16 protein-coding genes are annotated in these 12,587 nt (G+C 65.7%); 15 read left to right on the plus strand and 1 reads right to left on the minus strand.

Translation table 11 applies throughout. The features are described from left to right. Positions 1-17 precede the first annotated feature (17 nt). The 4 genes from OIT41_RS09165 to OIT41_RS09180 all read left to right on the plus strand — a co-directional run bounded on the left by OIT41_RS09165 (position 18) and on the right by OIT41_RS09180 (position 3,613). Positions 18-314: a rhodanese-like domain-containing protein gene (locus OIT41_RS09165; protein ID WP_241708378.1), complete on the plus strand. Its 297-nt coding sequence runs from the start codon at positions 18-20 to the stop codon at positions 312-314. A 48-nt stretch (positions 315-362) separates the two neighbouring features. Next, positions 363-725 (plus strand): thioredoxin, encoded by a 363-nt coding sequence (trxA, locus tag OIT41_RS09170; protein ID WP_241708379.1) that lies wholly within the window; start codon positions 363-365, stop codon positions 723-725. A gap of 84 nt (positions 726-809) precedes the next feature. Then, entirely contained in the window at positions 810-2,222 is a 1,413-nt protein-coding gene (locus OIT41_RS09175; protein WP_241708380.1) for an MBL fold metallo-hydrolase, read from the plus strand. 107 nt (positions 2,223-2,329) lie between these two features. Further along, positions 2,330-3,613, plus strand: coding sequence for an MFS transporter (locus OIT41_RS09180; protein ID WP_372489649.1), 1,284 nt, complete (start codon positions 2,330-2,332; stop codon positions 3,611-3,613). A 127-nt stretch (positions 3,614-3,740) separates the two neighbouring features. Here the strand turns inward: OIT41_RS09180 and OIT41_RS09185 are convergent, their stop codons facing one another. Further along, positions 3,741-4,106 (minus strand): hypothetical protein, encoded by a 366-nt coding sequence (locus OIT41_RS09185; RefSeq protein ID WP_241708382.1) that lies wholly within the window; start codon positions 4,104-4,106, stop codon positions 3,741-3,743. A 4-nt stretch (positions 4,107-4,110) separates the two neighbouring features. Here OIT41_RS09185 and OIT41_RS09190 point away from each other — a divergent pair, with 4 nt between their 5' ends. The 11 genes from OIT41_RS09190 to OIT41_RS09240 are packed head-to-tail and all read left to right on the plus strand — an operon-like array spanning position 4,111 to position 12,548. After that, positions 4,111-4,395, plus strand: coding sequence for a PEP-utilizing enzyme (locus OIT41_RS09190; protein WP_241708383.1), 285 nt, complete (start codon positions 4,111-4,113; stop codon positions 4,393-4,395). 35 nt (positions 4,396-4,430) lie between these two features. Further along, positions 4,431-4,865 (plus strand): hypothetical protein, encoded by a 435-nt coding sequence (locus tag OIT41_RS09195; protein ID WP_241708384.1) that lies wholly within the window; start codon positions 4,431-4,433, stop codon positions 4,863-4,865. Beyond that, a complete protein-coding gene (locus tag OIT41_RS09200) occupies positions 4,862-5,788 on the plus strand; it encodes a hypothetical protein (protein ID WP_241708385.1) in 927 nt (308 codons plus the stop codon). Before OIT41_RS09195 ends, OIT41_RS09200 begins: the two co-directional genes overlap by 4 nt. Beyond that, entirely contained in the window at positions 5,775-7,103 is a 1,329-nt protein-coding gene (locus OIT41_RS09205) for a V-type ATPase 116kDa subunit family protein (protein ID WP_241708386.1), read from the plus strand. Before OIT41_RS09200 ends, OIT41_RS09205 begins: the two co-directional genes overlap by 14 nt. Then, positions 7,100-7,543 carry an ATP synthase subunit C gene (locus OIT41_RS09210; protein WP_241708387.1) on the plus strand — a complete coding sequence of 148 codons (444 nt, stop codon included), beginning with the start codon at positions 7,100-7,102 and terminating at the stop codon, positions 7,541-7,543. Before OIT41_RS09205 ends, OIT41_RS09210 begins: the two co-directional genes overlap by 4 nt. 15 nt (positions 7,544-7,558) lie before the next feature. Then, positions 7,559-7,780: a V-type ATP synthase subunit F gene (locus OIT41_RS09215; RefSeq protein WP_241708388.1), complete on the plus strand. Its 222-nt coding sequence runs from the start codon at positions 7,559-7,561 to the stop codon at positions 7,778-7,780. Beyond that, on the plus strand, positions 7,777-8,298 hold the full coding sequence (locus OIT41_RS09220; RefSeq protein WP_241708389.1) for a hypothetical protein: 522 nt from the start codon (positions 7,777-7,779) through the stop codon (positions 8,296-8,298). Before OIT41_RS09215 ends, OIT41_RS09220 begins: the two co-directional genes overlap by 4 nt. A 20-nt stretch (positions 8,299-8,318) precedes the next feature. Beyond that, a complete protein-coding gene (locus OIT41_RS09225) occupies positions 8,319-10,034 on the plus strand; it encodes a V-type ATP synthase subunit A (RefSeq protein WP_264637853.1) in 1,716 nt (571 codons plus the stop codon). Continuing rightward, the gene (locus OIT41_RS09230; protein WP_241708391.1) at positions 10,031-11,476 is read left to right on the plus strand and encodes a V-type ATP synthase subunit B; all 1,446 of its coding nucleotides are present in this window, start codon (positions 10,031-10,033) and stop codon (positions 11,474-11,476) included. The genes OIT41_RS09225 and OIT41_RS09230 overlap by 4 nt, the downstream gene beginning before the upstream one ends. After that, the gene (locus OIT41_RS09235; protein WP_241708392.1) at positions 11,473-12,120 is read left to right on the plus strand and encodes a V-type ATP synthase subunit D; all 648 of its coding nucleotides are present in this window, start codon (positions 11,473-11,475) and stop codon (positions 12,118-12,120) included. The genes OIT41_RS09230 and OIT41_RS09235 overlap by 4 nt, the downstream gene beginning before the upstream one ends. After that, positions 12,108-12,548: a universal stress protein gene (locus OIT41_RS09240; RefSeq protein ID WP_241708393.1), complete on the plus strand. Its 441-nt coding sequence runs from the start codon at positions 12,108-12,110 to the stop codon at positions 12,546-12,548. The genes OIT41_RS09235 and OIT41_RS09240 overlap by 13 nt, the downstream gene beginning before the upstream one ends. Positions 12,549-12,587: the final 39 nt, after the last annotated feature.

Raw genomic sequence — 12,587 nt, forward strand, 5'->3', positions numbered from 1 at the left:
CTTCGAAGGAGAACCCCATGGCTGAAATCACTATCACCGAAGCCGATCAGCGCCGCACCACCGCCCGCATCCTCGATGTCCGCGAGGACTTCGAAGTCGCCGAAGGCATGATTCCCGGCGCCCTGCACATCCCCATGGGCCAGTTGCAGGCACGCCTGTCCGAACTGGACCCGGCAATCCCGGTCATCGCGGTCTGCCGCAGCGGCAACCGCTCCGCCGCCGTGGCCGACGCCCTCAACGGTGCCGGCTTTTCGGCAGACACCATGGCCGGCGGCATGATCGCCTGGATCAGCGCCGGACTCCCCACCACCTGAGCCCTGCCCGAATCCAACCACCCACCACCCGAAAGGATACGAATCATCATGGCAACCATCGACGTCACCGAACAGAGCTTCGCCGAGACCCTGGAGAGCAACGAGATCGTCTTCGTTGACTTCTGGGCGGCATGGTGCGGTCCCTGCCGCATGTTCGCACCCACCTACGGGAACGCTGCAGAACGGCACCCGGACATCACCTTCGCCAAGGTCGACACGGAAGCCGAACAGGGATTTGCCGCAGCTGCGGGCATCACTTCGATCCCCACGCTGATGGCCTTCAAGGATAAGACCCTGGTCTTCTCCCAGCCCGGAGCCCTGAACGCGACCGGCCTGGAAGAGATCATCCAGGCCGTAAAGAACCTGGACATGGTCAAACTCCGGGCTGATGATGCCCGGCAGCAGGCCTGACGCACGCACGGATTGCCGGGGGATACCCCGCTACGAGCACACCGAAAAAATATCCCTCCACCCCTACCCGAAGGAGAGCGCCAGATGCTTATCGAGCGCATTTACGATGAAGACCTCGCCCAGGCCAGCTACCTGATCGGCTGCCAGGCCAAGGGGGAAGCCATTGTTGTCGACGGCCGCCGCGACATCGCGGTGTACCAGGATCTCGCCGAGAAGAACGGCATGAAGATCGTGGCCGTCACCGAAACCCACATCCACGCCGACTACCTTTCCGGCACCCGCGAACTTGCCGCAGCGACCGGGGCAAAGATCTACGTCTCCGGCGCGGGCGGGCCGGACTGGCAGTACGAATTCGACGGCGATCGGCTGTACGACGGCGACACTATCGCCTTGGGCAATATCAGCATCCAGGCGGTGCACACGCCGGGCCACACCCCCGAGCATCTGTCATTCCTCATCACGGACGGCGCGTTCAGCGACCAGCCCGGCTACCTGCTCTCGGGTGACTTTGTTTTCTCCGGCGACTTGGGCCGCCCGGACCTGCTTGATGAGGCGGCCGGCGGGGTGGACACACGCTTCGAAGGCGCCAAACAGCTCTTCGCCAGCCTGCGCGACAAGTTCCTGACCTTGCCGGACTACGTCCAGGTCCACCCGGCCCACGGCGCCGGCAGTGCCTGCGGCAAGGCCCTCGGTGCCATTCCCTCTACCACGGTGGGCTACGAGCGGCTCTACTCCTGGTGGGGCCCCTACCTTGCCGCGGACGACGAGCAGGGCTTCATCAACGAACTCCTGGACGGCCAACCGGACGCACACGCCTACTTCGGGCGGATGAAGCGTGAAAACCGGGTAGGGCCGGCCGTCATGGGCGAACGAGCCCCGCTGAAGGAACTCGACACCGCTACCGTCGCCGAAGGCCTGGAAGAAGACACCTTGACCTTCATCGACACCCGCTCCAACACTGCGGTCCACCAGGGAACCGTTGCCCGCTCGCTGAACGTCCCCGCCGGCAAGTCAATGGCAAGCTTCGGCGCATGGGTGGTGAACCCTGAGACGGACAAGAACCCGCTGGTGCTGCTGGCAGCAGACCATGAGCAGGCCCAGGATATGTGGGACCACTTGGTACGCGTCGGCATCGACAACGTCGCCGGCTACCTCACCAGCATCGACGGGCTGCCCGCGACCACCCCGAAGTTGATCCAGCCCGAGGAACTCGGCGGCTTCGACGCTTTCATGGTGCTGGATGTCCGCAACCGTACCGAGCACACCGCCGGACACATCCCCGGCTCGCACCAGCTCAGCGGCGGCAGGGTCATGTGGCACCTGCACCAGCTCCCCGCCGAAGGCACCATCGTGAGCTACTGCCAGTCCGGTGTCCGGAACTCCGTTGCCGCGAGCGCCCTGCGCCGCGCCGGCTACGACGTCGTCGAACTCGACGGCAGCTATGCAGCCTGGACGATGTGGCATCAGACGCAGCAGAACGCCGTCGCAGGAAAGTAACCCCAACAGTCCGGGCAGGTCCCCCCTCCGGCCCGGACATCCAGCCCGGGCGCGTCCCCCACGCGCCCGGGCACTTCTTCGACCCCATCATGAACGGAGCACCCCGAATGCCGGGAAGTAGACCGCCGAGCCACAACCCAGGATCCACAGGAACCATGCTGGGTCTTCGGCGGAACCTGGCCCAGTTCATGCTGCTGGTGGCAGTTAACGCCCTGGTGGGCGGCACGCTCGGGCAGGAACGCACTGTCCTGCCCCTGCTCGCTTCCCGGACATTCCACCTGGACCTCTATACAAGTGCGCTGACGTACATTCTCGCGTTCGGCCTGTCCAAGGCCGCGACGAACTACTTCGCCGGAACCCTCTCAGACCGCTATGGCCGCAAGCCCGTCCTCGTCGCCGGATGGCTTGTGGCAATCCCCGTGCCGGTCATGCTCATCTTCGGGCCGTCCTGGGGATGGATTGTCGCGGCGAATGTGTTCCTAGGCGTCAGCCAAGGCCTGACCTGGTCCACGGCAGTGATCATGAAGATGGACCTCGTCGGACCGAAGCAACGCGGCCTCGCCATGGGCCTGAACGAAGCGGCGGGCTATCTCGGGGTCGCCGTCACTGCCCTCGCGACCGGGTACATCGCCTCCGCGTACGGTCTCCGGCCCGGCCCCTTCCTCCTCGGAGCTGCATACATCGCCCTCGGTTTGGGACTGTCTGTCCTGACCGTGAGCGAAACCCACCACCACGCCAGGACTGAAGCGTCCCAGCACGTCAGCGCTCACGCCGATGCGCACGCCGGCCTCAGCACGCGCGAGGTCTTCACGCTCACCAGCTTCAAGGACCGCTCACTCTCCGCAGCCAGCCAGGCTGGCCTAGTGAACAACCTCAACGACGGCCTCGCCTGGGGCCTCTTCCCGGTTTTGTTCGTCAGCTCCGGGCTAAGCCTGAACCAAATAGGCATCCTGGCCGCCGTCTATCCCGCGGTCTGGGGCGCGGGGCAACTCTTCACCGGAGCGGCTTCGGACCGGTGGGGCCGCAAGTGGTTCATTGCGGCCGGCATGCTCGTGCAGTCCGCGGGACTCGGGATAGTCGCCGGAGCCCACAGCTTCGGACCCTGGCTCGTCGGCGGAATCCTCCTGGGACTTGGAACGGCAATGGTCTATCCCGCACTCCTGGCTGCAATCGGAGACGTCTCACACCCCGCCTGGCGTGCCCGCTCGGTCGGGGTCTACCGGCTCTGGCGCGACGGCGGGTTCGCCATTGGGGCGCTCCTGGCCGGTCTCCTCGCGGACGAGTATGGGGTTCCCGCAGCCATCGCCACCGTGGCCGCGCTTACCGCAGCCTCCGGCTTAGTCGTCGCCGTTCGAATGCGCGGCAACGACCACACTTCATATCTTCGATAAGAAACACGGGCAAACGACTGACCAGCAGAGCTCGGTGCGGGTGCGGATGCCTGACGCTGGCTGGTCGACCACGAAGATTGCACCGAGGGGGGCCAAAGTGCTCAGCCGGCAGCGATTCGATTGGAAGCTAGGGCCGCCGCCCGATTACGGTGACGATGCCGCGTACCGAATCGCCCTCATCCGCGACGGCGTGCCACGCCGTGCCGCCGAGTGCCTTCTCAAGCGCGAGCCTGAAGAGCACGGCGGCGTCGAGGGCATGCACGGCCGGCCAGCGCTGGTCGCCGTCGCCCGGGTAGCTTGCCACACCGGTCTGGTGGGCCATCCGGGTGAGGAACCCGGCGAATCCGCCGTCTCCCTTGTTGTGCACGGTGCGGTTGTGCACGGTGCGGTTGTGCACGGTGCGGGGGAGCTGGATAGTGGATGCGCGTACGCCGCGATCGGCGAGGGAGAGGATGCGGTTGGCGGATACTCTGCGGCCGCCGACCGTCCCCACGACCGTGCCGGCGTGGACCCCTCTCCTCGCCCAAGCGAAGGGCCTGGTCACGGACATCGGCGGAGTGGCGGCCCACGGCTCTATCGCCGCTCGCGAGTACGGCATCCCCGCGGTGATGGGCGCGGGCAACGGGACACAACGCATAGTCACCGGGCAGCGGGCGACCGTAGATGGCGACGCCGGCACAGTGACCCTGGCGGGCTGGATCTCACGTCTCGAATCAAGCCAAACACCGGCCGCTCCGGGTCGCGTGACGTGGTTCATGTCAATCGGCCGTGAGCGGGCCTAGACTGTGGCTCTGAGGACATTCCCGAGGCAGGTGCCATGGCACGATTGAGTTTCCTAGACAGATTCAGGCCAGTCGGCGCTCCCGGGCCCGCCGGTCCGGCTGGTGTACCCGCTGCTGATGACCAAGGCCCGGCTGCTGAGCTCGGCCCGGTTTTCGCCGCGCTGGCGAGCGATGTCGCATACTGCGTGGCACTTGTTGAAGGAGCACGACGAGATGCGGACGGCGAAGTGGTCCGGGCCCGTGCCCAAGCCGCCGCGATCTTGTCCAAGGCCCGGCTTGAGGCTGGTGCCGAGCGCGCACGCTCCGCCGCGCAGATTCAGCAAGCGGCGTCGCTTCGGGACGCGCAGCTGTTGGAGCAGGCACGTCGCGAGGCTGCGGCTCTTGAGCAATCCGGCTTGTCGCGCATCCCAACAGTCGTCGCTGAAGTCATTGACGCCTTGCTGGCTGCACAGGATGCCGGGCAGGAATGAAGGCGGATTGGGTGGCTGCGTCGGTGCGTGCCAGGTCCATGGCGAAGCGCCGGGTAGGAGCTGGCACGAGCCGGGAAATTGCCGCTCTTCCGAGCCTCGATGGCGCGATGACCTTGCTTGAGGGATCAAGCTACGCCGGGCGCCTCTCAGGAAGATCCGGGCTTGCGGCCGCCGAACGGGCCATCCAGGAGACGGTCCTGTGGCAATTGCGGGTGCTTGCCGGTTGGCTTCCGGCGTTCGGCACCGCACTTGCCAGGGGGGCTGCGGGCGCATTTGAAATTGAGAACATCATGGCTTTGGCCCACCAACTTGCTGGTGGTGAAAAGGCCCCGGAGCCCTATCGTTTGGGTGCCCTTGCCACCGCGTGGCCTCGTGTGCAGGCGGCAGGGTCGAGCGAAGAACTGGCCACCATTCTGAGCGGCTCGGCGTGGGGTGACGTAGGTGCTGGCGGTACGGGAGCGCTCAAGGACGCATTGACCGTGGCCTGGGTGCGGAGACTGGCGGCGGTGGCACCTGCTGCCCGGCCGTGGTACGGCGCGGTGTGCGTGCTTGTGGCAGCCCGGATTCTGGCTGTTGACGGAGTGGAGCCGCCGGAAATGGTCCGTCGCTTGTTGCGGCCAGCCATCGGCCGCTCCTGGGAGTCAGCCAAAAGCATTGCCGAGTTCTCTTCCGCGCTTCCGCCGTCTTTGTGGCCGGTGGTCCGGGGTATTTCGTCTCCGAAGGAGCTGTGGCGTGCCGAGGCCCGCCTGCATGCCGCGGTGGAGCGGGATGGTTTTAAGCTGCTTCGCGGCCCGATGCCCGGACCTGACGTGGTGCTCGGCGCCATTGCCGTCCTGTTCACAGACGGGTGGCGCGTGCGGGCAGCGCTCACTGCCGCTGCTGCGGGCGCCGGGTCAAGCGAGGTGCTCGATGAGGCGGCGTGAATTGGCATCCCCGGCGCCGATGGAGCGGATAGCCCTCGTGGTGCCGGAGCAGGACCGGCGGCGCATGCTCGTCGAAGTGGCACGGAGCGCCCTCGTCGAACTAGACCTCCCGTACGTTCCGGGTAACAGCACCGAAGAACTGGACAAGGCGGCGGCCGCCGCGATCGTATCCGGGCCGTCAGCGGGTCTGGTGGGCTGGACGCCCAGATCCGGGATTCCCGAGCTCAGCGCAGATCTTGCGCGGATCGGAGCGGCCGTCGTCCCGCTCCCTCGGCCAAGGTGGCTTCAACCGCCCACGATGCTCGACGGCGGAAGCGGCACCTCGAGGGTCTCTCGAACCCTTGTGGATACTTACGGGACCGTGCCATATGAGGATCTGGATCCCTCGCGCCTCGCCGGAATTGCCTACGTTCTGATGTTCGGGATGATGTTCGGCGACATGGGACACGGAGCGATCCTTTGTGCCGCCGGTCTCCTGCTGCGCGGCGGCCGCATCAAGAAACTCGCCAAGCTGCAAAGAACCTGGCTTTTCGTGAGTGGGGCGGGTGTGGCCGCAATGGTCTTCGGAGCGCTGTACGGGGAAGCTTTCGGCCCCACCGGGCTGGTGCCCGTGCTGTGGCTGGAACCCTTGGCCAATCCAGTGCCACTCCTGCTGGCGGGACTGGGAGTCGGAGCGTTCCTGCTTGCCGGAGCCTATGCCGTGGGCACCATCAACCGTGTCAGGGAGGGCGGCTGGGCATACGCCCTCTATGCGCGTTCCGGCGTGGCAGGCTCCCTGCTGTTCCTCGCCGTGGGGCTTCTCGTTTGGGGACTCGGGACCGGCACCGGGCTTCTCACCGCCGTGGCATCGGTCATCGCGCTTGGCGCGCTGGTCTTCATCTTCATCGGTCTCTACGTTGAGGCCGGAGGAGGGGTCACCGCCGCCTTCCAGGCCGGGGTCGAACTTGTTGACACTGTGATCCGGCTGGGCTCCAACCTCGTCTCCTTCGCCCGGCTCGCGGCCTTCGGGTTGACCCACGCTGCACTGCTGACAGTGGTGTGGAGCGGGACGACGGCGTTGTGGGCACCGGATTGGCGCGCTGCCGCTGCGATCCTGTTGTTTGTTGTCGGCAATATCGTAACTTTTGCCCTCGAAGCGCTGGTGGCGGGAATCCAGGCCCTGCGCCTCGAATACTACGAACTGTTTTCACGAATCTTCCAGTCCGAGGGCCGCCCGTTCAAGCCCTGGTCGCCGGAGCTCACCACCGCCGGAATACCCGGCACCGATAATCCAAATGTCAGGTCCGGCACGCAGGCTGAAAGGCAACTCCCGTGAATCTTTGGTTCGGAACCGTTCCTGTCTTCCTCATCGCCGCAACAGGGGCCATCCTCCTGGTCAGACGCTGGCGAAAGTCCGCATTCACGGTACTTGCAGCCCTCAATGTCCTGGTGATGGGCGGATCCCTGGTATTACTGCTCGGCGCGTTGAATGCGCCGCCAGCGGCCGCTTCCGGTGGAGTTGCCCCGGCCCTCGCGGCGGCAGCAACCGACGCGCCGGCAGGCGCCGGTGGCTCCGCACTGATCGCGGCCGCGATTGCCGTGGCGGGTTCCTCAATCGGCGCAGCGTTTGCCGTTGCCTACACCGGGTCGGCTGCTCTCGCCGCGATGAGTGAGCGCCCGGAAATCTTCGGTAGGGCCATGGTTGTGGTCGGACTCGCGGAAGGGATCGCCATCTACGGACTCATCATCGCCATCATCCTCATCGGCAAGGCCTGAGCAAGGGACGCCGAGATGTTCCAATCGATTGCCGCGATCGGTGAACAGGCCCTGCTGAACGGGTTTCGTCTCGCTGGCGTCAGCGTCCTTGCCTGTTCCAACGATGCGGAAATCCTCCGCGCCTGGCGGGCGCTGCCCACGAATACGGCGATCGTTATCCTCACTCCCGCTTCTGCGCACGCATTGGGGCCCCTCCTGGCTCATCCCCGATCACCCATGACCGTGGTCCTCCCATGACCGGGTTGGCGCCGGAATCCGACGCTGCGTTGCAGCCGGTGCGCATGGCCCTCCGCGCAGCGGCCGAGAAACAGGCCGCTGAGCTTCAGGACGAAGCTCGCAGAAATGCCAATGCCCTCGTGGAAGCGGCAAGGGCCGAAGCAGCAGCGATCCTTTCCGCCGCAGCCCAGGAGGGCGAATCCGCCGCCCGTTCAGAGGCCGCGCTGAGCTTGGCGCGGGCACGCCGCGAAGCGCACGAGCTGGTCCTGGCGCAGCGCAATTCCCTGCGCATGGAACTCCACCGCCGGGTACGGGAGGCGGCGGCCGGGCTCAAATCAGACCCTCGCTACGCGAAGTTGATGGCGCGGCTGACGGAACAGTGCCGGGAGCTGCTCGGCCGCGATGCCGTCGTGTCAGAAAGCCCTGAGGGCGGCGTCGTCGCCGAAGCGGGCTCACGCCGTCTGGATTTGTCGCTTCATGTGCTGGCTGGGATAACCGTGGAATCCGCCCCAGGGGCGCGTGCACTATGGACCCGGTAGCACCCCGGAGGGACGGGACCGTGGTGCATGTCAGCGGGCCACTCGTGGAGATCGAAGGCGTTGGCGGGCTGTCCATGCTTGAGTTGATCGCCGTCGGCCCGCGGCGCATCAGCGCCGAAACGGTGGCCGTTTCCGGGACGCGGGCAACGCTGCAGGCCTACGAGTACACCGGTGGGCTGAAGGTCGGTGACGTCGCAGTGCCCACCGGCGGCGAGCTTTCCGGACTGTTGGGTCCGGGGCTGCTTGGGCACGTGTTCGACGGGCTCATGCGCCCGCTGTCGTCGGCGCCGATGTGGCTGACACCTGAGCGTTCGGGATCCGGTGAAGACCCGACGTCGTTGGCCCGCGAATGGACCTTCAAACCGGAAAAGGTGGCTGGCACCTTTGTCAATTCCGGAGACGTCCTGGGTACTGTGCCGGACTCGGGCTCCGTGGAGCACCGGGTCCTGGTGCCGGCGGGGGTGGCGGGTGAGCTCGACTGGCTGGCGACGGAGGGCCCGGTCCACCTATTCGATACCGTAGCCGTGATTGCCGGCCACGATGTGGCGCTCGCCGAGCGGTGTCCGGTGCGTCGCCCGCGGCCTTTCAGGTCCAGGCACACCGGCACCGTGCCTCTGCATACCGGCCAACGGGTCCTGGATCTGATGTTTCCGGTGGCGCGCGGGGCGGCAGCGGCGGTTCCGGGCGGATTTGGAACGGGCAAGACGATGATGTTGCAGCAGATCGCCAAGTGGAGCGATGCGGACATCATTGTCTATGTGGGCTGCGGGGAGCGGGGAAACGAAATGGCCGACGTCCTCGAAGGACTCTCGCAGCTTGAGGACGGCCGGACAGGCGGGAAGCTGATTGACCGCACCGTCATCATCGCCAACACCTCAAATATGCCCATGATGGCGCGTGAGGCGAGCATCTTCACCGGGATTACGGTCGCGGAATACTACCGCGATATGGGGTACGACGTCGTCGTGATCGCGGATTCGACCTCTCGCTGGGCAGAGGCCCTGCGCGAATTCGCCAACCGAAACGGTGACCTTCCCGCCGAGGAGGGCTACCCGGCGAACCTCGCGTCGGAACTGGCCTCTTTCTACGAGCGGGCCGGCCGGGTGACAACGCTAGGCGGGAAGACCGCATCCGTCACCGTGATCGGGGCTGTTTCCCCGCCGGGCGGCGACATGACCGAACCGGTCACCACGGACTCCCAGCGCTTTGTCCGGTCCTTGTGGGTGTTGGACCGGGACCTTGCCTATTCCCGGCACTATCCGGCGGTGAGCTGGACCGGCTCTTTTGCCCGCGATGCGGAAGCCCTCGGCATCTGGCACACGGCAAACGGAGACCCGGGCTGGGCTACCCGTCGGGCCCGGGCCGCTGCGCTGCTGGCTGAGTCGGACAGGCTGGCCGAACTAGCGGAAATCATCGGGACCTCGTCCTTACCCGGCCATGAGCGGATGATTCTGCTTGGCGGTCGACTGCTACGGGACGGAGTGCTGATGCAGAACGCGCTCAGCGTCAACGACGGGTTCTGTTCCGCGGAGAAAGGTGCCGCTTTGCTGGACCTCGCGCTCGACGTCGTCGATGCCTGCCAGGGACTCGTGGAACGCGGAGTGGCGGCCACCACCATCGAGCAAGCCGATCTTGGTCGCGTTCTTCGTGCACGGGAAGAAACGGGGCCTTCGGATGCGGCGGCCGTCAAAGCCCGAAACGCCGAGATGCTCAAGGCTTTGGTTGGCCTGCAATGAACCATGAAAGAGCCCAGGAAATCAACGGTACCGGCCCTGCACCGCCGACCCCGGCCTTCGCCGCACAGATTTCGCATGGAGACGTCAGGGAGCTCCGCGGACCGCTGCTCGTCGCGGGCGGGATAGATGGCGTCGGCTGGGATGAGTTTGCCACCATTGACATGGACGGCGGAGAGCAGCGGCACGGCCTGGTCCTTGAAGTCGACCGGGACCTCGCCACCTTGCAGGTGCTCGAAACCACCGATGGCATGTCGCTGGAAGGGATTCGGATCCGCTTTGAGGGGCGCCCTCTGCACGTCGAGGTGGGAACGGAATGGCTCGGGCGCGTCTGCAATGGGCGCGGTGAACCGCTCGATGGCGGACCGCCGGTGACGGGCTCGGCAACACTTCCTGTCAGTGGTTGGCCGCTGAACCCCGTTTACCGCGAACCTCCCCAGGAACCTGTTTTGACCGGTATTTCCGTCATCGACGGATTGACCACCTTGGTCAGGGGACAAAAACTCCCGATCTTCTCCGTGCCCGGGCTCCCGCACCTGACGCTGGCCACCCAGATCGCTGCCCAGGCGGCCTCAAGCGGCCGGTCGTTCCGGGTGGTCTTCGCTGCCATGGGGTTGACCCATGCGGACATCGCATATGTCCGGGATCGCCTGGAAAGTCGTTCTGCCGGCGGGGAGTTGGTTCTTTTGCTGAACGCGGCCGACGATCCGGTGATTGAGAGGATCCTCACGCCGCGGATCGCGCTGACCATAGCCGAACACCTGGCGTACACCGAAGAATACGATGTTCTCGTCATCATGTCAGACATGACGAGTTACGCCGAAGCGGTTCGTGAGGTGTCCGCAGCGCGGCGGGAAATCCCGGCCCGCCGGGCATACCCCGGCTACCTCTACAGTGATCTCGCAACTCTCTACGAGCGTTGTGGCCGCGTCAAGGGCCACGATGGATCGGTAACGATCATCCCCGTCTTGACGATGCCGGGCGGCGACATTACCCACCCGGTACCGGATCTGACCGGTTACATCACGGAGGGACAGATTGTCCTTTCGCCTGAAATAGCCGCACGCGGAATATATCCGCCTGTGGACGTCTTGTCCTCCCTTTCGCGGCTCATGCGCAACGGCGCCGGCAAGGACCGGACGCGCGAAGACCACCTCGACGTTGCAGCCCAGGTTCTTGCGGCCATGGCCCGCGCGCGGCAGGCCACCGAACTGGCTGAGCTGATCGGTGAGGCCGCGCTCAGTGAAACCGACCGCAGCTACATCAAATACCAAACGCTGGTGGAAAACGGTGTCTTCAACCAAGGACGCGACGAAATCCGGTCCATTGAGGACACTCTGGGCCGGGCCTGGACGGCCCTGGCGGCGCTGCCGGAACAGGAGCTGAACATGGTGTCGACCGCCTTCCTGGAGAATTATCTTCCCCAACGGAATCACCGATCATGAATGGCATGGGGAGGGCCGCCAAGGTCCGCGTCGAGCGCCGGCTTATGACAGCCCGCCACGGTGCCCGTCTGTTGGATCGGAAGCAGCGCATTCTGGCCGAAGAGCTGGAACGGCTCCAGCTTCTCGCTGAGCTGACCCGCGCCGAGTGGGAACGTCTGGCTGGGGAAGCTGCGCTTTGGCTGCGCCGCTCCGCGGCCCTGGACGGAAGCAGGCAGATCGCTGCGGCTGCACCGCTGGAACCTGCAGGGGTCCAGCTGCGGTGGGCCACCACGATGGGCGTGCCTTACCCCGAAGATCCGCAGTGCCGGCACCCGGCGGCACACCCGATGGGCGGGAGCTCGGCCCTTTCCTACACAGCTTCCCTTCATCGCAGCGCGCTCGAAGCCGGCGTCCGCCTTGCCGCCGTCAAGCGTGCGGAACTGCTGCTGACTACGGAACTTGCTGTGACGAGGACCCGGCAACGGGCGGTTGAAAACCGCTGGATTCCGGAACTGGAAAACGAATTGCTGGCCATCCGGCGGCGACTTGAGGCACAAGAACTTGAAGAGGCTCTGCGCCTGCGATGGGCCGCCGACCGTTCCGTTGGGAACAAAGACCGAACGGTGCGCGGTTCCGGTGCGGGGACGGTGCCATGGGGCAAGTAATTCTGGTGGCAGTGAACGACTCGCGGGCCGCGTTTCGTGCCGCCGAAGTGGCGGTCGACTACGCCCGCCGGCTTGGCGCGAGTTTGAGGGTTGTGACAGTCGCGGATGAAGGGGCGATGGCAGGACAACGCGGCGGTTCCGACTCCGCCGCGGTCGCGAGACATGCCGACGCGGCAGCCGAGGCTGCCTTCCGCCACGTCGCCGCGCTGGGAGCGGCGGCAGGAGTGGAGGTCTCCCTAGGCCATCGCTCCGGCCGCGTTGCGGCCGAAATCCTCGCCGAAGCCCGTGAAGTCGATGCGGCCCTGATAGTCGTCGCGCTGGTGGACCGTCCCGGTAGTTCATCACCGTACATTGGAAGCCACACCTTGCGTGTCCTGGAATTCTCCAGCGTCCCCGTGATGGTGGTACCCCTGCGGCCCGGCCCCTGAGACAGGGCTCTCCGGTTTCAAAGAACGCGCGGTACTGGC

This window comes from Arthrobacter sp. YA7-1, from assembly GCF_025960325.1.
In the GTDB taxonomy this organism is placed as follows: Bacteria; Actinomycetota; Actinomycetes; order Actinomycetales; family Micrococcaceae; genus Arthrobacter; species Arthrobacter bambusae_A.